At 71.6% G+C, this 22,147-nt stretch carries 22 protein-coding genes; 20 read left to right on the top strand and 2 right to left on the bottom strand.

The features are described from left to right. The first annotated feature begins 1 nt into the window (after window position 1). From hisS to ACLJWH_RS18710, 3 genes are all read left to right on the top strand, one after another. A complete protein-coding gene (gene hisS / locus ACLJWH_RS18720) occupies window positions 2-1,264 on the top strand; it encodes a histidine--tRNA ligase (protein WP_411142855.1) in 1,263 nt (420 codons plus the stop codon). 404 nt (window positions 1,265-1,668) lie between these two features. Next, window positions 1,669-2,310 (top strand): vitamin K epoxide reductase family protein, encoded by a 642-nt coding sequence (locus ACLJWH_RS18715; RefSeq protein ID WP_411142854.1) that lies wholly within the window; start codon window positions 1,669-1,671, stop codon window positions 2,308-2,310. Window positions 2,311-2,376: 66 nt separating this feature from the next. Further along, the gene (locus tag ACLJWH_RS18710) at window positions 2,377-3,735 is read left to right on the top strand and encodes a replication-associated recombination protein A (RefSeq protein ID WP_411142853.1); all 1,359 of its coding nucleotides are present in this window, start codon (window positions 2,377-2,379) and stop codon (window positions 3,733-3,735) included. 117 nt (window positions 3,736-3,852) lie between these two features. On the opposite strand, the gene ACLJWH_RS18705 is transcribed toward ACLJWH_RS18710, so the two are convergent. Next, window positions 3,853-4,605, bottom strand: a complete 753-nt coding sequence (locus ACLJWH_RS18705) for a DUF2470 domain-containing protein (RefSeq protein WP_411142852.1) — start codon at window positions 4,603-4,605, stop codon at window positions 3,853-3,855. 184 nt (window positions 4,606-4,789) lie between these two features. Between ACLJWH_RS18705 and rpsD the strand changes: the two genes are divergently transcribed. From rpsD to nusB, 15 genes are all read left to right on the top strand, one after another. Continuing rightward, on the top strand, window positions 4,790-5,401 hold the full coding sequence (gene rpsD / locus ACLJWH_RS18700; RefSeq protein ID WP_052853539.1) for a 30S ribosomal protein S4: 612 nt from the start codon (window positions 4,790-4,792) through the stop codon (window positions 5,399-5,401). Between the two features lie 450 nt (window positions 5,402-5,851). After that, window positions 5,852-6,286, top strand: a complete 435-nt coding sequence (locus ACLJWH_RS18695) for a DUF948 domain-containing protein (RefSeq protein WP_242640829.1) — start codon at window positions 5,852-5,854, stop codon at window positions 6,284-6,286. Between the two features lie 8 nt (window positions 6,287-6,294). Continuing rightward, on the top strand, window positions 6,295-6,642 hold the full coding sequence (locus ACLJWH_RS18690; RefSeq protein ID WP_411142851.1) for a DUF6167 family protein: 348 nt from the start codon (window positions 6,295-6,297) through the stop codon (window positions 6,640-6,642). Continuing rightward, window positions 6,642-9,311, top strand: coding sequence for an alanine--tRNA ligase (gene alaS / locus ACLJWH_RS18685; RefSeq protein WP_094794682.1), 2,670 nt, complete (start codon window positions 6,642-6,644; stop codon window positions 9,309-9,311). Before ACLJWH_RS18690 ends, alaS begins: the two co-directional genes overlap by 1 nt. A 14-nt stretch (window positions 9,312-9,325) precedes the next feature. After that, entirely contained in the window at window positions 9,326-9,790 is a 465-nt protein-coding gene (gene ruvX, locus ACLJWH_RS18680; RefSeq protein ID WP_411142964.1) for a Holliday junction resolvase RuvX, read from the top strand. 128 nt (window positions 9,791-9,918) lie between these two features. Then, complete coding sequence (mltG, locus tag ACLJWH_RS18675; protein ID WP_411142850.1) at window positions 9,919-11,697, top strand: endolytic transglycosylase MltG; 1,779 nt, start codon at window positions 9,919-9,921, stop codon at window positions 11,695-11,697. After that, the gene (locus ACLJWH_RS18670) at window positions 11,666-12,535 is read left to right on the top strand and encodes a shikimate dehydrogenase (protein ID WP_411142849.1); all 870 of its coding nucleotides are present in this window, start codon (window positions 11,666-11,668) and stop codon (window positions 12,533-12,535) included. Before mltG ends, ACLJWH_RS18670 begins: the two co-directional genes overlap by 32 nt. Before the next feature lie 143 nt (window positions 12,536-12,678). Continuing rightward, the gene (gene aroC / locus ACLJWH_RS18665; protein WP_411142848.1) at window positions 12,679-13,863 is read left to right on the top strand and encodes a chorismate synthase; all 1,185 of its coding nucleotides are present in this window, start codon (window positions 12,679-12,681) and stop codon (window positions 13,861-13,863) included. Next, window positions 13,860-14,417: a shikimate kinase gene (locus tag ACLJWH_RS18660; protein ID WP_367429883.1), complete on the top strand. Its 558-nt coding sequence runs from the start codon at window positions 13,860-13,862 to the stop codon at window positions 14,415-14,417. The genes aroC and ACLJWH_RS18660 overlap by 4 nt, the downstream gene beginning before the upstream one ends. After that, window positions 14,414-15,505, top strand: coding sequence for a 3-dehydroquinate synthase (aroB, locus tag ACLJWH_RS18655; RefSeq protein ID WP_411142847.1), 1,092 nt, complete (start codon window positions 14,414-14,416; stop codon window positions 15,503-15,505). The genes ACLJWH_RS18660 and aroB overlap by 4 nt, the downstream gene beginning before the upstream one ends. Beyond that, window positions 15,502-15,942, top strand: coding sequence for a type II 3-dehydroquinate dehydratase (gene aroQ, locus ACLJWH_RS18650; RefSeq protein ID WP_411142846.1), 441 nt, complete (start codon window positions 15,502-15,504; stop codon window positions 15,940-15,942). Before aroB ends, aroQ begins: the two co-directional genes overlap by 4 nt. A gap of 216 nt (window positions 15,943-16,158) precedes the next feature. Beyond that, entirely contained in the window at window positions 16,159-17,037 is an 879-nt protein-coding gene (locus tag ACLJWH_RS18645; RefSeq protein ID WP_411142845.1) for a Pro-rich N-terminal domain-containing protein, read from the top strand. Between the two features lie 315 nt (window positions 17,038-17,352). After that, window positions 17,353-18,459 carry an aminopeptidase P family protein gene (locus tag ACLJWH_RS18640; RefSeq protein ID WP_411142844.1) on the top strand — a complete coding sequence of 369 codons (1,107 nt, stop codon included), beginning with the start codon at window positions 17,353-17,355 and terminating at the stop codon, window positions 18,457-18,459. 66 nt (window positions 18,460-18,525) lie between these two features. Next, on the top strand, window positions 18,526-19,092 hold the full coding sequence (efp, locus tag ACLJWH_RS18635) for an elongation factor P (protein WP_052853552.1): 567 nt from the start codon (window positions 18,526-18,528) through the stop codon (window positions 19,090-19,092). A 2-nt stretch (window positions 19,093-19,094) separates the two neighbouring features. After that, window positions 19,095-19,529 (top strand): transcription antitermination factor NusB, encoded by a 435-nt coding sequence (nusB, locus tag ACLJWH_RS18630; protein WP_381714119.1) that lies wholly within the window; start codon window positions 19,095-19,097, stop codon window positions 19,527-19,529. A gap of 198 nt (window positions 19,530-19,727) precedes the next feature. On the opposite strand, the gene bldD is transcribed toward nusB, so the two are convergent. Next, window positions 19,728-20,228 (bottom strand): transcriptional regulator BldD, encoded by a 501-nt coding sequence (gene bldD / locus ACLJWH_RS18625; RefSeq protein ID WP_052853554.1) that lies wholly within the window; start codon window positions 20,226-20,228, stop codon window positions 19,728-19,730. Between the two features lie 196 nt (window positions 20,229-20,424). On the opposite strand from bldD, the gene pyrR reads away from it, so the two are divergent. Both pyrR and ACLJWH_RS18615 read left to right on the top strand, forming a co-directional pair. Further along, entirely contained in the window at window positions 20,425-21,066 is a 642-nt protein-coding gene (gene pyrR, locus ACLJWH_RS18620; RefSeq protein ID WP_411142843.1) for a bifunctional pyr operon transcriptional regulator/uracil phosphoribosyltransferase PyrR, read from the top strand. A 92-nt stretch (window positions 21,067-21,158) separates the two neighbouring features. After that, window positions 21,159-22,145, top strand: a complete 987-nt coding sequence (locus tag ACLJWH_RS18615; protein WP_411142842.1) for an aspartate carbamoyltransferase catalytic subunit — start codon at window positions 21,159-21,161, stop codon at window positions 22,143-22,145. Window positions 22,146-22,147 lie beyond the last annotated feature (2 nt).

The following is a 22,147-nucleotide window of genomic DNA, read 5'->3' as shown; positions in this document are numbered from 1 at the left end:
CGTGAGCACCTTCAAGGCCCCCAAGGGCACGTACGACCTGATTCCGCCGCAGTCCGCGACCTATCTCGCGGTGCGCGAGGCGATCGCCGCGCCGCTGAAGAAGTCCGGATACGGCTACATCGAGACGCCCGGTTTCGAGAACATCGAGCTGTTCGCGCGCGGGGTCGGCGAGTCCACCGACATCGTGACCAAGGAGATGTACGCCTTCGAGACCAAGGGCGGCGACCAGCTCGCGCTGCGGCCCGAGGGCACCGCGTCCGTGCTGCGGGCGGCGCTGGAGGCCAACCTCCACAAGGGGGGCAACCTCCCCGTCAAGCTCTGGTACTCCGGCTCGTACTACCGCTACGAGCGCCCGCAGAAGGGCCGTTACCGCCACTTCTCGCAGGTCGGCGCCGAGGCGATCGGTGCCGAGGACCCGGCGCTGGACGCCGAGCTGATCATCCTCGCCGCCGACGCGTACAAGTCCCTCGGGCTGCGCAACTTCCGGCTGCTGCTGAACTCGCTGGGCGACGCCGAGTGCCGTCCCGCGTACCGCGGCGCCCTCCAGGACTTCCTGCGCGGTCTCGACCTCGACGAGGACACCCGGCGCCGGGTCGATATCAACCCGCTGCGGGTGCTGGACGACAAGCGTGACGCCGTCCAGCGACAGCTCACCGGGGCGCCCGTGCTCCGCGACCACCTGTGCGAGGCGTGCAAGGCGTACCACGAGGAGGTGCGCGAGCTGCTGACCGCGGCGGGCGTGGCCTTCGAGGACGACGAGAAGCTGGTGCGCGGGCTGGACTACTACACCCGCACCACCTTCGAGTTCGTCCACGACGGCCTCGGCTCGCAGTCCGCGGTGGGCGGCGGCGGGCGCTACGACGGGCTCTCGGAGATGATCGGCGGCCCCGCGCTGCCGTCCGTCGGCTGGGCGCTGGGCGTGGACCGGACGGTGCTGGCGCTGGAGGCCGAGGGCATCACCCTGGACACTCCCGCCGCCACCGCGGTGTACGCGGTGCCGCTCGGCGAGGAGGCCCGCCGGGTGCTCTTCGGCACGGTCACCGAGCTGCGCCGGGCCGGTGTCGCCACCGACTTCGCGTACGGCGGCAAGGGCCTGAAGAACGCCATGAAGTCGGCCAACCGCTCGGGCGCGCGGCTCGCGATCGTCGCGGGCGAGCGGGATCTGGCGGAGGGCGTCGTGCAGCTCAAGGACCTGGCGAGCGGCGAGCAGCGCGCGGTGGCACGGGACGCCGTGGTCGAGGAGGTCCGGCGCGCGCTGGGCTGAGGCCGGTCGCCCGCCGCGCGGGCGGACGCAGGGGTGGGGCCCGGACGGCGGGATGAACCGTCCGGGCCCTTCGCCGTGCCGGGCGCGCGGTGCAGGGTGCGGCGGCGGGGCACGGAGGCCGGGCAAGGAGGCCGGGCAAGGAGGCCGGCGTCAATGCGGTGCCCGCGTATTCACCCCGCGGGATGATTCCGTCGCCGCGCCGGCGGTGGCGGGGCGGTCCGCCATGGGCCGGGCATCCGGCCGGGGCGCCGCTCGGCGGGGTGCGCGGCGGCCGGGGGCGGGTCGTCTTTATGTCCATCGAACGCTGATCTGCCATGGAGTTGGGGCAGAATGAACGGCGCGGCCGCTCTCCCGCGGCCGGTGGTTTTCGGCCTCATTCCCCAAGGGATCGACGGAACGGCGATATGACGACGACAGCGCTTGACGACGTGTCCACCGACGACGACCGCGCGAGCGGCGCGGGGGCCAGCGGTTCGGGTCGCGGGCTCGCCTGGCTCCTGGTGATCACCGGTGCGCTGGGCGCCCTGGCGTCCTGGATCATCACCTTGGACAAGATCGAGCTGCTGAAGGACCCGAACTTCAAGCCGGCGTGCAGCCTCAACCCGATCATCTCCTGCGGCAGCGTCATGCAGAGCTGGCAGGCGGAGGTCTTCGGCTTCCCGAATCCGGTCGCCGGCCTGATCACCTTCGGCGCGGTCATCGCGATCGGCACGGGCCTGCTGGCGGGCGCCCGCTACCGCGGCTGGTTCTGGATCGGCCTGAACCTCGGCACCCTGGGGGGCACGGTCTTCTGCATGTGGCTGATGTCCCAGTCGCTGTACAGCATCAACGCGCTCTGCCTGTGGTGCACGCTGACCTGGTGCATCACGATCCTGATGTTCTGGTACACCACCGTGCACAACATCAAGCACGGCATCATCCCGGTGCCCGCGGGGCTGCGGCGGACCGTGCTGGAATTTCACTGGGTCGTGCCGGTGCTGTGGTACGGCGTGCTGCTGCTGCTCATCCTCACCAAGTGGTGGTCGTACTGGAGCTCCCTGATCTGACCGGTCCCCGGGGCGTTCACCACGGCCCCGGCTGGGCTGTCAGTGGCGTGACATAGGCTCGTGGACGTGGAGCCCGACCTGTTCACCGCCGCTGCCGAAGACCGTCAGGAGAAGGACCCCGCGGGGTCCCCGCTCGCCGTACGGATGCGTCCGCGCACCCTCGACGAGGTCGTGGGGCAGCGCCATCTGCTCAAGCCCGGCTCGCCGCTGCGCCGCCTCGTCGGCGAGGGGAGCGGCGGCCCCGCCGGGCCCTCGTCGGTCTTCCTGTGGGGGCCGCCCGGCATCGGCAAGACGACCCTCGCCCATGTCGTCAGCCAGGCGACGAACAAGCGCTTCGTGGAGCTCTCCGCGATCACGGCGGGCGTCAAGGAGGTCCGGGCGGTCATCGACGGCGCCCGGCGCGCCTCGGGCGGCTACGGCAAGGAAACGGTCCTCTTCCTCGACGAGATCCACCGCTTCAGCAAGGCCCAGCAGGATTCCCTGCTGCCCGCCGTCGAGAACCGCTGGGTCACCCTGATCGCGGCGACGACCGAGAATCCGTACTTCTCGGTGATCTCCCCGCTGCTGTCCCGCTCGCTCCTGCTGACCCTCGAACCGCTCACCGACGAGGATCTGCGCGGGCTGCTGCACCGTGCGCTGACCGATGCGCGCGGTCTGGCGGGCGCGGTCACCCTCCCCGAGGACACCGAGGCGCATCTGCTGCGGATCGCCGGCGGTGACGCCCGGCGCGCGCTGACCGCGCTGGAGGCCGGGGCCGGATCCGCGCTGGCCAAGAAGGAGAAGGAGGTCACCCTCCAGACCCTGGAGGACTCCGTCGACCGCGCGGCGGTGAAGTACGACCGCGACGGCGACCAGCACTACGACGTCGCCAGCGCCCTCATCAAGTCCATCCGTGGCTCCGACGTCGATGCCGCGCTGCACTACCTGGCCCGCATGATCGAGGCGGGGGAGGACCCGCGGTTCATCGCCCGGCGGCTGATGATCTCGGCCAGCGAGGACATCGGTCTGGCCGATCCGTCGGCCTTGCAGACCGCGGTCGCCGCGGCCCAGGCGGTGGCGATGATCGGGTTCCCCGAGGCCCGGATCACCCTGAGCCAGGCCACCATCGCGCTCGCCCTGGCGCCGAAGTCGAACGCCGCCTACCTGGCCATCGACGCCGCGCTGGCGGACGTCCGGGCCGGTCAGGCCGGAGCGGTCCCGGCCCATCTGCGCGACAGCCACTACAAGGGGGCGCAGAAGCTCGGCCACGGCCAGGGCTATCAGTACCCGCACGATCTGCCGGGCGGTATCGCGGCCCAGCAGTACGCACCGGACGAGGTGCACGGCAAGCGGTACTACACCCCCACCCGGCACGGCGCCGAGGCGCGCTACGCCGATGTCGCCGACCGGGTCCGCGCCAGGCTGCGCGGCGAGAGCGGCGACTGACGGAGCCGTCGCACCGCGCGGCGCGGATCCGCTGCCACGCGATGCAGGCGCACCGGCCGGACACGTGGGCCCGGTGCGTCACCTCGCGGCGTCACCGGGCCGGTCGCCGCCGCCCGGTCACTCCGCCGCGGCCTCGAAGAGCACGTGCATCGCGCGCCGCAGCTCGGCCACGTCCCGCACCGGCTCGGGGAAGTCGAACCGCGCGTCGAACGAGCGGTGCTCGGCGTCCGTGAAGCGCACCCGCAGCCCGAAGCGGTCCAGACCCACCGGTACGGCCCGGTCGCGCAGCCCGCAGTGCGCCGTGCGGTCGCCCAGCAGCGCGCACAGCCCGCGCACCTGGTCGCCGTGCGCCGCGTGCAGATGCTGCAACAGCTCCGCCTCGTGGGCCTGGAGCGGATCGGGGGTGGCGGCGGCGAACTCGTCAGGCTCGACGGGCTCCGCGCCCCACAGATCGTCCACCGCGCACTCGCCGACCTCCAGGCGCAGCATCGTCCAGGCAGCGCGTCCGTACTCGCCCGGCATGGGCTCGGGCTGGAGTGCCTCCCCGATGCCGAGCAGCTCGCCGACGGGGTGCCGCTCCGCGAGCAGCAGGGCGGCCGCGGCGCGCTGATCACCGCGTACGGGGGCGAGCCAGCCGGCCACCCAGGCCCGTCCGCGGATGCGATGGGGCACCGAAACGGGTGCGACATCCGTGATCTCCATCACGGCGGTGAGGTCGTCGTCCGGCGCGTGCGCGGCGGCCCGTGCCGCCGCGGAGTCCCCGGGGACCAGCACCAGCACGTCCCCGTCGGGTGTCACCGTCCGGCAGACGGGAGCCGAGAGCCCGGTCTCGTCGAGCTCCTCGACGCCGGGAATGCTCAGCGACGCCATACCATTGGACTCTACGAGGGTGCGTACACGCTCGGCAGCCGAGGGCCGCTGGGCGTCTTCCACGGGACGCGGCTGACCCGCCTCGGTGCTCTGACCAGCACTGGGCAGGGGGATCCCAGGTCGAAACATGCGTTCTCCTCCGCTAAGGTAAGCCTCACCTAACTTACACGGAGGTCCGTTCCACGTGAACCAGTCGCGTCCCAAGGTCAAGAAGTCGCGCGCACTCGGCATCGCCCTGACGCCGAAGGCCGTCAAGTACTTCGAGGCCCGTCCCTACCCGCCCGGCGAGCACGGCCGTGGCCGCAAGCAGAACAGTGACTACAAGGTCCGGCTGCTTGAGAAGCAGCGTCTGCGCGCGCAGTACGACATCAGCGAGCGGCAGATGGCCCGTGCCTACGACCGCGCTCGGAAGGTCGAAGGCAAGACGGGCGAAGCCCTGATCATCGAGCTTGAGCGCCGTCTGGACGCGCTCGTCCTGCGGTCGGGTATCGCCCGCACGATCTACCAGGCCCGCCAGATGGTCGTGCACGGCCACATCGCGGTCAACGACCGCAAGGTCGACAAGCCGTCCTTCCGCGTCCGCCCCGGCGACGTCGTGATGGTCCGCGAGCGCAGCCGCGAGAAGCACCCGTTCCAGGTCGCCCGCGAGGGTGGCTACGACACGGACGGCGAGACCCCGCGCTACCTGGAGGTCAACCTCCCGGCGCTGGCGTTCCGTCTCGACCGGGACCCGAACCGCAAGGAGATCCCGGTGATCTGCGACGAGCAGCTCGTCGTCGAGTACTACGCCCGCTGAGTCAGGCGTCACCGCGCCGTCGTACGGCACTCGGCCCGCCGTCTTCCCGCCGCCCGCGGCGGGGAGGCGGCGGGTTCGTGCGTACCGGGCATCGGAAGCCGCACTCCGGGCCCGTACGGTGGCCCGCGTCCCGTGACGCGGCCCGGCTCCGGCCGCCGCCCGCGTCGGCGGGGTGGGTGGGGGTGGTCAACTCGGCCATTTTTTCCGCGAGTTCACCGGATGCGGGGCCGCTCCCGGGCGGCCGTCCCCGGTACCGGCGGCGACCGCGGCGGCTGCGGCGACCGCGGTCGGCCATCCCCGCACCGTGACGCGTCCCCGTCCGCCCGGCCCGGTGCCACCCGCCGCACGGGGAACGGGGGTACGGACGGACAGTCACGGCGCGATAAGGTCGAGGTCGCCGTTCGAGCAGGACGAGACCAGAGCGAAAACCAGTCGGAGAGTGGTGCCAACGTGTCCGGTGGAGAGGTGGCCGGGATTCTCGTGGCCGTCTTCTGGGCGATCCTCGTGTCGTTCCTCGCCCTCGTGCTGGTGAGGCTCGCGCAGACGCTCAAGGCGACCACCAAGATGGTGGCCGAGGTGTCCGACCAGGCCGTCCCCCTCCTCGCCGACGCGTCCGCGACCGTCCGCTCCGCGCACACCCAGCTGGCCCGTGTCGACGCCATCGCCGCCGATGTCCAAGAGGTCACCGCCAACGCCTCCGCGCTCTCCTCGACGGTGTCCTCCGCCTTCGGCGGACCCCTGGTCAAGGTGGCGGCGTTCGGCTACGGCGTGCGCCGCGCGATCGGCAAGAAGGGCGAACCCGAGCCGAAGCGCACCGTCGTCGTCGGCCGCACCCTGCCCGGCGCCCGCCGTGGCGGGCGCCGAACCCGTCGCTCCAAGGACTGATCACCGCGATGTTCCGCCGCGCATTCTGGTTCACCACCGGCGCAGCCGCCGGTGTGTGGGCCACCACCAAGGTCCACCGCAAGCTGCGCCGGCTCCAGCCCGACAGCCTCGCCGCGCAGGCCGCGGAGAAGGCCGTCGAAACCGGCCACCGGCTGCGCCAATTTGCAGTGGACGTACGCACGGGAATGGCGGACCGTGAAGAACAACTGCACGAGGCACTCGGCCTCACCGAGGCGACCGAGGTGCGCGAGCTGCCCGGACCGCGCCGCCACGCGGTGCTCGAATCGCCGTACCGAATCACGAGAACAACCGGACCGACCGGACTGACCGGACCGACTGGAAATGAGGACCACTGATGGAGTCGGCTGAAATCCGCCGCCGCTGGCTGCGCTTCTTCGAGGAGCGCGGGCACACCGTCGTGCCGTCGGCGTCGCTCATCGCGGACGACCCGACACTGCTGCTGGTCCCCGCGGGCATGGTGCCCTTCAAGCCGTACTTCCTCGGCGAGGTCAAGCCCCCCTTCGCGACCGCCACCAGCGTGCAGAAGTGCGTGCGCACGCCGGACATCGAAGAGGTCGGCAAGACCACCCGGCACGGCACGTTCTTCCAGATGTGCGGCAACTTCTCCTTCGGCGACTACTTCAAGGAAGGCGCCATCAAGTACGCCTGGGAGCTGCTCACCAGCTCGCAGGCCGACGGCGGCTTCGGCCTCGACCCGGAGAAGCTCTGGATCACGGTCTACCTCGACGACGACGAGGCCGAGCGGATCTGGCGCGAGGTCGTCGGCGTACCGGCCGAGCGGATCCAGCGGCTGGGCAAGAAGGAGAACTACTGGTCCATGGGCGTCCCGGGCCCCTGCGGCCCGTGCTCCGAGATCAACTACGACCGCGGCCCGTCCTTCGGCGTCGAGGGCGGCCCGGCCGTCAACGACGAGCGGTACGTGGAGATCTGGAACCTGGTCTTCATGCAGTACGAGCGCGGGGCGGGCACCGGCAAGGAGGACTTCGAGATCCTCGGCGACCTGCCCAGCCAGAACATCGACACCGGGCTCGGTCTCGAACGCCTGGCGATGATCCTCCAGGACGTCCGCAACATGTACGAGACGGACACCCTGCGCGTCGTCATCGACAAGGCCACCGAGCTGACCGGGGTCCGCTACGGCGCCGCCGACGGTTCCGACGTCTCGCTACGGGTCGTCGCCGACCACATGCGCACCGCCACGATGCTCATCGGCGACGGCGTCACCCCCGGCAACGAGGGCCGCGGCTACGTCCTGCGCCGCATCATGCGCCGCGCCATCCGCAACATGCGGCTGCTCGGCGCGGGCGGTCTGGTCGTCGGTGAGCTGCTGGACGTCGTCATCAGGACGATGGGCCAGCAGTACCCGGAGCTGCTGGAGGACCGCCGGCGGATTGAGACGGTCGCCCTCGCCGAGGAGGCCGCCTTCGTCAAGACGCTGAAGGCCGGCACCAACATCCTGGACACCGCCGTCACCGAGACCAAGGCGTCCGGCGGCGCGGTCCTGGCCGGCGACAAGGCGTTCCTGCTCCACGACACCTGGGGCTTCCCGATCGACCTCACCCTCGAAATGGCCGCGGAACAGGGCCTCTCGGTGGACGAGGACGGCTTCCGCCGCCTGATGAAGGAACAGCGGGAGCGCGCCAAGGCCGACGCCCAGGCCAAGAAGCACGGCCACGCCGACCTGTCCGCCTACCGCGCGGTCGCCGACACGGCGGGCGCCACGGAGTTCACCGGATACAGCGCCACCGAGGGCGAGTCCAGCATCGTCGGCCTGCTGGTCAACGGCGCCCCGGCCCCCGCCGCCCATGAGGGCGACGAGGTCGAGGTCGTGCTGGACCGGACCCCCTTCTATGCCGAGGGCGGCGGCCAGCTCGCCGACACCGGCCGGATCAGGCTGGACTCCGGCGCCGTCGTCGAGATCCGCGACGTCCAGCAGCCGGTGCCGGGCGTCACGGTGCACAAGGGCGTCGTCCAGGTCGGTGAGGTCGTGCTCGGCTCCGCCGCGTACGCCGCCATCGACGTGACCCGCCGGCGCGCCATCGCCCGCGCGCACAGCGCCACCCACCTCACCCACCAGGCGCTGCGCGACGCGCTCGGCCCGACCGCCGCCCAGGCCGGTTCGGAGAACTCCCCGGGCCGCTTCCGCTTCGACTTCGGCTCGCCCGCCGCGGTGCCCGGCGCGGTCCTCACGGACGTCGAGCAGAAGATCAACGAGGTGCTCTCCCGCGAGCTCGACGTCCATGCCGAGGTCATGAGCATGGAGGACGCCAAGAAGCAGGGCGCCATCGCCGAGTTCGGCGAGAAGTACGGCGACCGGGTGCGGGTGGTCACCATCGGCGACTTCTCCAAGGAGCTGTGCGGCGGTACGCATGTCCACAACACCGCCCAGCTGGGCCTGGTGAAGCTGCTCGGCGAGTCCTCCATCGGCTCCGGTGTGCGCCGCGTCGAGGCGCTGGTCGGCGTGGACGCCTACAAGTTCCTGGCGCGTGAGCACACCGTCGTCTCGCAGCTCACCGAGCTGGTCAAGGGCCGTCCGGAGGAGCTGCCCGAGAGGATCTCCGGTGTGCTGGCCAAGCTGAAGGACGCCGAGAAGGAGATCGAGAAGTTCCGCGCCGAGAAGGTGCTCCAGGCCGCCGCCGGGCTGGCCGCGGGCGCCAAGGACGTCCACGGTGTGGCGCTGGCCGCCGGCCAGGTCCCGGACGGCACCTCCGCCGACGACCTGCGCAAGCTGGTGCTGGACGTCCGTGGCCGGATCCCCGGTGACCGCGCCGCCGTCGTGGCCCTGTTCACCGTCGCCAACGGCCGTCCGGTGACGGTCATCGCCACCAACGAGGCCGCCCGCGAGCGCGGTATCAAGGCCGGCGAGCTGGTCCGCGCGGCCGCCAAGACCCTCGGCGGCGGTGGCGGCGGCAAGCCGGATGTCGCCCAGGGCGGCGGTCAGCACGCCGCCGCGGTGCCCGAGGCCATCGAGGCCGTCGAGCGGCTCGTCGCCGAGACGGTCTGACCCGCGTGAGCTCCATGCGACGTGGCCGGCGCATCGCCGTGGATGTCGGGGACGCCCGCATCGGGGTCGCCTCGTGCGACCCCGACGGGGTCCTCGCCACCCCCGTCGAAACCGTGCCGGGACGTGACGTGCCCTCAGCACACCGGCGGCTGAAGGCGATTGTCGACGAGTACGAGCCGCTGGAAGTTGTGGTCGGTCTGCCCCGCTCCCTCAACGGGGGAGAGGGGCCGGCCGCGGCCAAGGTCCGGGCGTTCGCCCAGGAGATGGCCCGGAACATCGCGCCCGTCGGGGTCCGGCTGGTCGACGAGCGGATGAGCACGGTCACCGCGACCCACGGTCTGCGGGCCTCCGGGGTCAAGAGCAAGAAGGGCCGCTCGGTGGTCGACCAGGCGGCCGCGGTGGTCATTCTCCAGAGTGCGCTGGAGACCGAACGGGTCTCCGGGCAGCCCCCGGGCGAGAGCGTCGAAGTGGTCATCTGATCGCGGTACGGTAACGTTCCGCGCGATGTGGCGGCGGTTCGAACAGCCGCTCGTGCAGGAAGAGGCGGATCGACACAGCAAGCGCGCTGCCAGTCAGGAGCGCACCGCCTCTCGGCTCTAGGGGATCGATGACCGAGTATGGCCGGGGCTATGGCTCCGAACCGTGGCATCCCGAGGACCCGCTCTACGGAGACCAGGGTCCCTACGGAGGCCGGGAGCAGCAGCCTCAGTGGGGCGGACCGCAGTCCGCCCCGCATCCCCAGCACCAGTACAACGGGGACTGGCACGGTGTCCACGGTGCGCAGCAGTCGTACGACCCGTACGACCCCTATGGCCAGCAGCCGCCGGTCGATCCCTACCACGGGGCGACCCCGGATTACTACGGCACCCCGGACGCCTACCCGCCGCCGCAGCCCCAGCACGGGCGCCAGCAGCCGCAACAGCAGCAGCCGTACCCGCAACAGCAGCCGCCGCAGTATCCGCAGCAAGGCCAGCACCCTCAGCAGCCGCAGCAAGGACAGCACCCGCAGCAAGAGCAGTATCCGCAGCAGGAGCAGTACCGGCAGCAGGATCAGTACCCGCAGTCGCAGCACCCGCAGCAGACCGGGCCGCCGTACCCGGACGGCACCGGCGACGACTGGCGCGCGGAGCCGGACCGGCCGGGACCGGAGCTGCACGAACCGCAGCCGCACGAACCGGAGCCTCGCGAACGGGAACCGGAACCCGCGTTCTTCGCCGGGGACGGCGACGGCGACGACGAGGCCGACGCGCGTCCCGCCCCCCGCGAGCGGCGCCGGGACGGCCGCGAACGCCGCGGCAAGAAGAACAAACGGCGCAGCGGCGTCGCCTGCCTGGTCGTCACCGTGGCGATCGCCGGCGTCGTGGGCACCGTCGGCTACTTCGGCTACGACTTCTACCAGAGCCACTTCGCGCCGCCGCCGGACTTCGAGGGCGACGGCTCCGAAGCCGTACAGGTCGAGATTCCGCCCGGTGCGCTGGTCTCGGAAATGGGCGCGATTCTCAAGCGTGCGGGCGTCGTCAAGAGTGCCGGTGCGTTCACCCAGGCGGTGGATGAGAACAAGAAGGCGCAGGGTCTCCCGGCGGGCGTTTATTCGCTGCGCAAGGAAATGTCCGCGGCCGCGGCCGTCGATCTGATGCTGGACCCCAAGAGCCGCAATGGCCTGACAATAAGTGAGGGCCTGCGGGCCGGTGCGGTATACGAGCTCATCGACAAAAAGCTCAATCTCAAGGCGGGCACCACCAAGGACGTCGCCGTCAGCCAGGTCAAGAATCTCGGGCTGCCTTCCTGGGCCAACAGTGTCCCGAATATCAAGGACCCGCTGGAAGGTTTCCTCTATCCCTCGACGTACAGCGTGGGCGAGAAAGCGAAGCCGGTGGACGTCCTCAAGGAGATGGTGAACCGGGCCACTCACGAGTACGAGAAGTACGATCTGCCGGGGAAGGCCAAGGAATTCCATCTGAAGTCGCCCCTGGAACTCCTGACCGTCGCCAGCCTCACCCAGGCCGAAGGCAGGACGCACGACGACTTCCGTAAAATGGCCGCCGTCATCTACAACCGGCTCGCCCCGACGAATGTGGACTCGAACCAGAAACTTGAATTCGACTCGACCTACAACTATCTGAAGAACCAGAGTAAAATCAACATAAGTCTGAAGGAGATCCGGAACTACGTCGACCCGTACAACACGTATCGCAACCAGGGTCTGCCGCCCGGTCCGATCGGGAATCCGGGTGCGGAAGCGCTGAAGGCCGTGATCAATCCGGACAACACGCAGAAGTGGCTCTACTTCGTCTCGGTCGACGGGAAGACGACGGAATTCACCACGAATCTGACCGACCACGACAAGTTGGTCAATGAGTTCAACGAGCGGCAGAAAAAGAACTGAGGGCGGGACCGTGCCGGACAACAAGAAGGCGGCGGTCCTCGGATCGCCCATCGCCCACTCCCTCTCGCCGGTGCTGCACCGCGCCGCCTACGACGCACTGGGGCTGACGGGCTGGGAGTACGGCCGCCACGAGGTCGACGAGGCGGCGCTGCCCGCCTTCATGGCGGGGCTGGACGCCACCTGGGCGGGGCTCTCGCTGACCATGCCGCTCAAGCGCGCCGTGATCCCGCTGCTCGACGGGATCAGCGCCACCGCGTCCTCGGTGGAGGCGGTGAACACCGTCGTGCTGACGGCTGACGGGCGCCGCCTCGGCGACAACACCGACATCCCCGGCATCCTCGCCGCGCTGCGCGAGCGCGGTGTCGAACGGGTCGAACGGGCCTCGGTCCTGGGCGCCGGCGCCACCGCCTCCTCGGCGCTCGCCGCGCTCTCCCGGATCTGCGCCGGTGAGGTGACCGCCTATGTCCGCAGCGCGGCGCGCGCCGACGAGATGCGCGGCTGGGGCGAGCGGCTGGGCGTCACCGTCCGTACCGCCCCGTGGGACGACGCCGCCGAGGCCCTCACGGCGCCGCTGACCATCGCCACCACCCCGGCCGGCACCACCGACGCGCTCGCCGCCGCCGTACCCGACTGCCCCGGCACGCTCTTCGACGTCCTCTACGAGCCCTGGCCGACGGCGCTGGCCGCCGCCTGGGCCGCGCGCGGCGGGGCGGTCGTCGGCGGTCTCGATCTCCTCGTGCACCAGGCGGTGTTCCAGGTGGAGCAGATGACCGGACGGGCGCCGGTGCCGCTGGCCGCGATGCGCACGGCGGGCGAGGCGGCACTCGCGGCGCGCTGAACCGCCGCACCGCGCACCCGTACCGCCTCCGTTTGCCCCGCCCGCACCGGGTCCGTTCCCTGGACGGGACCCCGCCCGTCCGGCGCGACGTGGGAGGATCAGGGGGAGACCGTACGCGGATGAGCAGTACATGAGGAGCACCGTTGAGCAGGTTGCGCTGGCTGACGGCGGGGGAGTCGCACGGCCCCGCACTCGTGGCGACATTGGAGGGCCTTCCGGCCGGGGTTCCGATCACCACGGACTTGGTGGCGGACGCGCTGGCCCGGCGCCGGCTGGGCTACGGCCGCGGTGCCCGGATGAAGTTCGAACGGGACGAGGTCACCTTCCTGGGCGGGGTGCGGCACGGTCTGTCGCTGGGCTCGCCGGTGGCGGTGATGGTCGGCAACACCGAGTGGCCCAAGTGGGAACAGGTGATGGCGGCCGACCCGGTCGACGCGGCGGAGCTGGCCGCGCTGGCCCGTAACGCCCCGCTGACCCGCCCCCGCCCCGGCCACGCGGACCTCGCGGGGATGCAGAAGTACGGCTTCGACGAGGCCCGTCCGATCCTGGAGCGCGCGTCGGCCCGGGAGACCGCCGCCCGCGTCGCGCTGGGCGCCGTCGCCCGCTCCTTCCTCAAGGAGACGACCGGCATCGAGATCGTCTCGCACGTCGTCGAACTGGCCGCGGCGAAGGCCCCCTACGGCGTCTACCCCGAGCCCTCCGACGTCGAGAAGCTGGACGCGGACCCGGTGCGCTGCCTGGACGCGGCCGCGAGCAAGGCGATGGTCGCCGAGATCGACCAGGCCCACAAGGACGGCGACACCCTGGGCGGGGTGGTCGAGGTGCTGGCGTACGGCGTGCCGGTGGGCCTCGGTTCGCATGTGCACTGGGACCGTCGGCTGGACGCCCGGCTGGCCGCCGCCCTGATGGGCATCCAGGCCATCAAGGGTGTCGAGGTCGGCGACGGCTTCGAGCTGGCGCGGGTGCCGGGGTCCAAGGCGCACGACGAGATCGTGTCGACCGACGGCGGGATCAGGCGTACGACGGGCCGCTCCGGGGGCACCGAGGGCGGGCTGACGACCGGTGAACTGCTGCGGGTGCGGGCGGCGATGAAGCCGATCGCGACCGTGCCGCGGGCGCTGGCGACCGTCGATGTCAGCACGGGCGAGGCGACCAAGGCGCACCACCAGCGCTCCGACGTCTGCGCGGTCCCGGCCGCCGGCATCGTCGCCGAGGCCATGGTCGCGCTCGTCCTGGCCGACGCGGTCGTCGAGAAGTTCGGCGGCGACAGCGTCCCCGAGACCCGCCGCAACGTGCGGGGCTTCCTCGACAACCTGGCGATCAAGTGACGTCGCCGGCCGTCGTACTGATCGGCCCGCCCGGGGCCGGCAAGTCCACGGTGGGCGCGCTGCTGGCCGAGCGGCTCGGCGCCGGCTACCGGGACACCGACGCCGATATCGTCGCCACGGCCGGCAAGCCGATCGCGGAGATCTTCATCGACGAGGGCGAGCCGCACTTCCGCGACCTGGAGCGGGCGGCCGTACAGGCCGCGCTCGCCGGCCACCCGGGCGTCCTGTCGCTCGGCGGCGGCGCGATCATGGACGCCGGTACCCGGAAGCTGCTGACGGGCCTGCCCGTCGTCTTCCTGGACGTGCCGCTCGCCGACGCCGTCAAGCGGGTCGGCCTGGACGCGCCGCGCCCGCTGCTCGCGGTCAATCCGCGGCAGCGCTGGCGCGAGCTGATGACCGCGCGCCGCCCGCTGTACACCGAGGTCGCGCGCGCCGTGATCGACACCGGCGGACGCGCCCCCGAGGACGTCGCCGACGCGGTCCTGGACGCTTTGGAGCTACGGCCGGCCGCGGGCGACGCCCCGCGGGCCGCCCACAGGAAGGAAGAGGCATGACGGAGCAGGCCACCCGTATCCAGGTCGGCGGTACGGCGGGCACCGAGCCGTACGAGGTGCTCGTCGGGCGGCAGCTGCTCGGTGAGCTGCCCGGCCTGATCGGGGCGGGCGTGAAGCGGGTCGCGGTGCTGCACCCCGAGGCGCTGGCCGCCACCGGCGAGGCGCTGCGCGAGGACCTGGCGTCCCAGGGCTTCGAGGCGATCGCGATCCAGCTGCCGAACGCCGAGGAGGCCAAGACGGCCGAGGTCGCGGCGTACTGCTGGAAGGCCCTGGGCCAGACCGGCTTCACCCGCAGCGATGTGATCGTCGGGGTCGGCGGCGGCGCCACCACGGACCTGGCGGGCTTCGTGGCGGCGACCTGGCTGCGCGGGGTGCGCTGGATCGCGGTGCCGACGACGGTGCTGGGCATGGTGGACGCGGCGGTCGGCGGCAAGACCGGCATCAACACCGCCGAGGGCAAGAACCTCGTCGGCGCCTTCCACCCGCCGGCCGGTGTGCTGTGCGACCTGGCCGCGCTCGACTCCCTCCCGGTGCACGACTACGTCTCCGGCCTGGCCGAGGTGATCAAGGCCGGCTTCATCGCCGACCCGGCGATCCTGGACCTGATCGAGGCGGACCCGGAGGCGGCCAAGCGCCCGGACGGTGCGCACACCTGCGAGCTGATCGAGCGGGCGATCCGGGTCAAGGCCGAGGTGGTCTCCGCCGACCTCAGGGAATCCGGTCTGCGCGAGATCCTCAACTACGGCCACACCCTGGCGCACGCCATCGAGAAGAACGAGCGCTACAACTGGCGGCACGGTGCCGCGGTCTCCGTCGGCATGGTGTTCGCCGCCGAACTGGGCCGTATCGCGGGCCGCCTGGACGACGCCACCGCCGACCGGCACCGCACCGTGCTGGCCTCCGTGGGCCTGCCGCTGACGTACCGCGGCGACCAGTGGCCCAAGCTCCTGGAGACCATGCGGGTCGACAAGAAGTCCCGCGGCGACCGGCTGCGCTTCATCGTCCTGGACGGCCTCGCCAGGCCGACCGTCCTCGAAGGCCCGGACCCGGCCATGCTGCTCGCCGCGCACGCGGAGATCGCCGAATGAACCGCCGGGTCCTCGTCCTGAATGGCCCCAACCTCGGCCGGCTGGGCTCCCGTGAGCCCGATGTGTACGGCGCCACCTCCTACGCCGGGCTGGTCGAGCAGTGCACCGCGCTCGGCACGGAGCTGGGGTTCGACGTCGAGGTCCGGGAGACCAACGACGAGGGCGAGCTGATCCGCTGGCTGCACGAGGCGGCGGACGGAACGATTCCGGTCGTCCTCAACCCCGGTGCCTTCACGCACTACTCGTACGGCATGCGGGACGCGGCCGCCCAGCGCACCGCCCCGCTCATCGAGGTGCACATCTCGAATCCGTACGCCCGCGAGGAGTTCCGCCACAATTCGGTCATCGCGGCCGTCGCCAGCGGTACGGTCGCCGGCTTCGGCATCGGCTCGTACCGTCTCGCGCTGCGCGCCCTCGCCGACGAGCTGCGCGACTGAGCCCTGCCGGGCACTCCGTACCGCCCCCGGACGTTCACCCCCCGAACGCCGGGGGCGGTACGGTTCGCAGCAGCGCCGCCCACGCCGACGGCCGTGCGGCACAACGCCCCGGCCGGGCCGGTCGGTTGCCGCACGCCGTACCGCGCGGTGCGGCCCGGCGCCCGCGCACCGCGCGGCACTGCCCCAAGTCCACCGCACGAGACGGAGAGCCACCGGATGCAGCACGCAGTGGGGGCCCCGCTGCCTCCGCCCCGTCGGCAGGTGCCGGGACCGGGGGCCGATATGCACTGGACGCCCCGCCCCGGCCCTCCGATACCGCCCGGCTCGCCACCGTCCCCGCCGGTCCCCCCGGCTCCCGCCGCTCCGCCGGCCCCGCCCGCGCCCGGCGGCCCCGGTCCCGGCTGGGGCGGCCCCGCGCCGCGGCAGGCCCCGCCCGCCCCGCACAGCGCGGACCTCGCCGGCCATGTCCGGCTGCCCCCCGGCGCCCCGGTGGCGCTGCCCAGCCCGCCGGCCGACAGCGCCGCGCAGGACGCCGCGCACGCGGCCGTCGCGGTGCTGCTCATCGGCCCGGCCGGCGCGGGCAAGACCAGCGTCGCCCGCCACTGGGCCGACATCCGGCGGGTGCCGACCGCGCACATCAGCCTCGACGACGTCCGCGAATGGGTCCGCGCCGGGTTCGCCGACCCGCAGGCGGGCTGGAACGACCACTCCGAGGCGCAGTACCGCCTGGCCCGCCGCACCTGCGGTTTCGCGGCCCGTAACTTCCTCGCCAACGGCATCTCCTGCATCCTCGACGACGCGGTCTTCCCGGACCGACCGGTCGTCGGCCTCGGCGGCTGGAAGCGCCATGTGGGCCCCGGCCTGCTCCCGGTCGTCCTGCTGCCGGGGCTGGAGATCGTGCTGGAGCGCAACGCCAGGCGCAGCGGTAACCGCCGGCTCTCCGACGAGGAGGTGGCCCGCATACACGGCCGGATGGCCGGCTGGTACGGCTCCGGACTGCCGATCATCGACAACTCCGCGCACGACGTCGCCACGACGGTCCGGGTGCTGGACGACGTCGTCGCCCGCAGCATCGCCAGCCCGCCCAGCTGGTAGCGGACGGGACCTCCGCCGACGCGACGCCCGCGGGGCCGCCGCCTCGCCGGACGCGTACGGCGCCCCGGCGGCTATCCCCGGTGCGCGGTCCGCTGAGGGCTGTCCCGTCATACCTGGCGGGCGCGCGACGACAGCTACGGCACCTCGCCGCGTTGTCGGAACATCCGCATACAACCAGTAGGCGGACGCTCCTCCGCCGTGCGATGCACCGCATCTGATGCCGCGCGCTGATCCACCAGGTATGACGGGACAGCCCTTAGCCCGCCCGGCCGCTCTCGACCGGCCGTCGCCGCCGACCGACCGTAGGCTCGGAATATGTCCGAGCTGTACGCGGCCCGACGTATGCGGCTGCGCGACCGCTGCGCGGCGACCGGAAGCACCGCCGCACTGATCTCGCGCCCCGCCAACGTCCGCTACCTCACCGGGTGCGCGCCGGCCGACGGCGCCCTGTTGCTGGGCCCGGCCGACGACATCCTGCTCTGCGGTGGCGCGCTGAGCGGCGACCCGTCCGAGGGGCGGCCCGGCGAGGACGTACGGGTGTCCGTGCTGCCGAACCGCGGCGGCGACCCCGTCGTGGCCGCCGCCGATCTGGCCGCGAAGGCCGGTGCGGACATCCTGGCCGTCGAGGAGCACCACCTCACCGTCACCCGGCACCGGGCGCTGGGCCAGGTCGCCCCGCAGGTGCGGCTCACGGACCTGGCCTGCGCCGTCGAGGCGCAGCGGCTGGTCAAGGACGACGACGAGATCGCCTGTCTGCGGATCGCCGCGGAGATCACCGACCAGGCACTGGGCGAACTCCTCGAATCGATCCTCGTCGGCCGCACCGAGCGGCATCTCGCGCTCGAACTGGAGCGCCGCCTCGTGGACCACGGCGCCGACGGCCCGGCCTTCCCCACCTCCGTCGCGGCCGGCCCGAACTCCGGCCGCCCCGGGCATCTGCCCACGGACCGGCGGGTGGAGGAGGGTGATTTCCTGACCGTCGGCCTGGGCGCCAGCTACCGCGGCTACCGCTGCGAGATCGGCCGTACCTTCGTGATCGGCACCACGCCGGCGGACTGGCAGATCGAGCTCTACGATCTCGTTTTCGCCGCCCAGCGGGCCGGCCGGGAGGCGCTGGCGCCGGGTGTGGAGTGCCGCGAAGTGGACCGCGCGACGCGCCATGTACTGGACGCGGCGGGGCACGGCGAGCGGCTCGGACCGTGGACCGGGCACGGCGTCGGACTCGAAATCGACGAGGACCCGCAGCTGTCACCCGCCGCCATGGGTAAACTGGACGCTTGCGTGCCGGTCACCGTCGAGCCGGGGGTACACCTCCCGGGCCGCGGCGGCGTCCGGATCGACGACACACTCGTCGTCCGCCCCGAGGCGGACGGCGGACCCGAGCTACTCACGATCACGACCAAGGAGCTGCTCGCGCTGTGAGCCACCGGGCTCGCCGCGTGCGGTTTCGAGGTACCCATCACCCGCAGTCCAGGAGATTCCGCAACCGTGGCTTCCACGAACGACCTCAAGAACGGCCTGGTGCTCAAGCTCGAAGGGGGCCAGCTCTGGTCCGTCGTCGAGTTCCAGCACGTCAAGCCCGGTAAGGGCCCGGCCTTCGTCCGCACCAAGCTGAAGAATGTGCTCTCCGGTAAGGTCGTCGACAAGACCTTCAACGCTGGCGTGAAGGTCGAGACGGCCACTGTCGACAAGCGCGGGATGCAGTTCTCGTACATGGACGGCGAGTACTTCGTCTTCATGGACATGGACACCTACGACCAGCTGATGGTCGACCGCAAATCCGTCGGTGACGCCGCGAACTTCCTCCTTGAGGGCTTCGAGGCCGTCGTGGCCCAGCACGAGGGCTCGGTGCTCTACGTCGAGCTGCCGGCCGCCGTCGAGCTGATCGTCGCGGAGACCGAGCCGGGTGTCCAGGGCGACCGCTCCACCGGCGGCACCAAGCCCGCCAAGCTGGAGACCGGCTACGAGATCCAGGTGCCGCTCTTCATCACGACCGGCGAGAAGATCAAGGTCGACACCCGCACGGGCGACTACCTCGGCCGGGTGAACAGCTAACCGTGGCTGCCCGCAACAAGGCCCGTAAGCGTGCCTTCCAGATCCTCTTCGAGGCCGACCAGCGCGGTGCCGATGTGCAGTCCGTGCTCGCGGACTGGATGCGGCACGCCCGGACCGACCCCCGGCAGCCGCCGGTGAACGAGTACACCCTGGAGCTGGTCGAGGGGTACGCGGATCACACCGAGCGCATCGACGAGCTCCTCGCCACCTACTCCGTCGACTGGGAGCTGGACCGGATGCCGGTCGTCGACCGCAACATCCTGCGGCTCGGCGCCTACGAGCTGATCTGGGTGGACGGCACCCCGGACGCGGTGGCGATCGACGAAGCGGTTCAGCTCGCCAAGGAGTTCTCCACGGACGACTCCCCGGCCTTCGTCAACGGCCTGCTCGGCCGTCTGAAGGAGCTGAAGCCGGGCCTGCGGCGCGAAACGCGGTAGGCGGACGGCAGAGCGCGTGAACGGGCCCGGAGCGGTAGGGAGTGCTCCGGGCCCTTCGCATGCCCGTACGGCACCGTCTGGGCCCGTGCGTCGGCCCCGGGGGCGTCGCACGGGGAGAGGCCCCGGCCGTACACAGCGAAACCGCCGCCCCGGTCGGTGACCGGGACGGCGGTTTCGCTGTGTCTGCGACGGCGGGTGTCAGATGTCGTCGTGGGCGACCGCGCGGCGCGCGTCGGAGTCCAGCACACCCCAGCTGATCAGCTGCTCGGTGAGCACCGAGGGCGACTGGTCGTAGATCACCGCGAGAGTGCGCAGATCGTCCTGGCGGATGGACAGGACCTTGCCGTTGTAGTCGCCGCGCTGGCTCTGGATCGTGGCGGCGTAGCGCTGCAACGGGCCGGCCTTCTCCTGCGGGACATGGGCGAGGCGCTCCAGGTCCAGCACCAGCTTCGGCGGCGGTTCGGCCGCGCCGCCGGGCGTCGTGCCCGGCAGGAGCTCCTGCACCGGCACGCCGTAGAAGTCCGCGAGCTCGGCAAGGCGCTGCACGGTCACGGCACGGTCGCCACGCTCGTACGAGCCCACCACCACGGCCTTCCAGCGGCCCTGGGACTTCTCCTCGACACCATGGAGAGAGAGGCCCTGCTGGGTGCGGATGGCACGGAGTTTGGCCCCGAGCTGTTTGGCGTATTCGCTGGACATAAAGCTCCCCGGACGAAGACTGGTAACTCACTGTGAGGTTACGCAGCGTAATTCTGCTTCGTCAAGCCGAACGGGCCACCGCTTCGCCCGTCAGGGGTGCACGCGGGCTCCGGGACGGCTCCTGGTAGCCTGGGCTGCGTAATTTTGACGTCCTTTAACGTCCGTCCCGTGAGGCGGAGAAGGAGGTCCGTTTCTTATGGACGCAAACAGTTCCGACGTACGGGCTCAGGGCCCCGCGCGTCCGGTGCTCGAAGGCCCGGACATCGCGCGCATGCTCACCCGCATCGCCCACGAGATCGTCGAGCGCGCCAAGGGCGCGGACGATGTGGTGCTGCTGGGGATTCCCACCCGCGGCGTGTTCCTCGCCCGGCGGCTGGCCGCCAAGCTCGAAGAGATCACCGGCCGCGCGATCCCGGTCGGCTCGCTCGACATCACCATGTACCGCGACGACCTACGGCTGGGCCCCGCCCGCGCGCTCGCCCGGACCGACATCCCCGCCGACGGCATCGAGGGCCGCGTCGTCCTGCTCGTCGACGACGTCCTCTTCTCCGGGCGGACGATCCGCGCCGCGCTGGACGCCCTGGGCGACATCGGCCGGCCGCGCGCCGTGCAGCTGGCGGTCCTCGTCGACCGCGGCCACCGCGAGCTGCCGATCCGCGCCGACTATGTCGGCAAGAACCTCCCGACGTCGCTGCGGGAGACGGTCAAGGTCCAGCTCACCGAGGAGGACGGCCGGGACGCCGTGCTGCTCGGCGTCCGCTCCGCCGCGCCCCGCACCGGCTCGTCGCACGGGCCCGCCGCGGCCGGCCGGAACACCGCCCCGGCCGGCGAGCGCTAGCGCACCGCGTACGGACCCGGTGACCCCGGGCCCGCGCCCCTGCCTGCCCAACGGACATTCCCGTACACCTCCCTCACACACGGAGAAACCGGATGAAGCGTCACCTCATCTCGGCCGCCGACCTCACCCGCGACGACGCCGTCCTGATCCTCGACACCGCCGAGGAGATGGCCCGGGTCGCGGACCGGCCGATCAAGAAGCTCCCCACCCTGCGGGGGCGCACCGTCGTCAACCTCTTCTTCGAGGACTCGACCCGCACCCGCATCTCCTTCGAGGCGGCCGCCAAACGGCTCTCGGCGGACGTCATCAACTTCTCCGCGAAGGGCTCGTCGGTCTCCAAGGGCGAATCGCTCAAGGACACCGCCCTGACGCTGGAGGCGATGGGCGCGGACGCCGTCGTCATCCGGCACCACGACTCCGGCGCCCCGCACCGCCTGGCGACCTCCGGCTGGATCGGCGGCTCGGTGGTCAACGCCGGTGACGGCACCCACGAGCACCCCACCCAGGCGCTGCTGGACGCCTTCACCATGCGCCGCCGCCTCGGCGAGGGCGTGGGCAGTGACCTCTCCGGCCGCCGGATCACCATCGTCGGCGACATCCTGCACAGCCGCGTGGCCCGCTCCAACGTCCACCTGCTGACCACGCTCGGCGCCGAGGTCACGCTGGTCGCGCCGCCCACCCTGGTGCCGATCGGCGTGCAGCAGTGGCCCTGCGAGGTCTCGTACGACCTGGACGCCGTGCTCGCCAAGTCGGACGCGGTGATGATGCTGCGCGTCCAGCGCGAGCGGATGAACGCGGCCTTCTTCCCGACCGAGCGCGAGTACGCGCGGCGCTACGGCCTGGACGGCGAGCGGATGGCCCGGATGCCGGAGCACGCGATCGTGATGCACCCCGGCCCGATGAACCGCGGTATGGAGATCACTGCCGAGGTCGCCGACTCGCCGCGCTGCACCGCCGTCGAACAGGTCACCAACGGTGTCAGCATCCGTATGGCGGTCCTCTATCTGCTTCTGGGCGGCAACGAACCCGCCCTCACCGCCGGCACCGGCACCAGCACCCGCACCGAGGAGAGCAAGTAACC

This window comes from Streptomyces sp. x-80 (assembly GCF_046549095.1).
In the GTDB taxonomy this organism is placed as follows: Bacteria; Actinomycetota; Actinomycetes; order Streptomycetales; family Streptomycetaceae; genus Streptomyces; species Streptomyces celluloflavus.
Note: the sequence above shows the minus strand (reverse complement) of the source record. Positions and strands in the feature narration are given on the sequence as shown.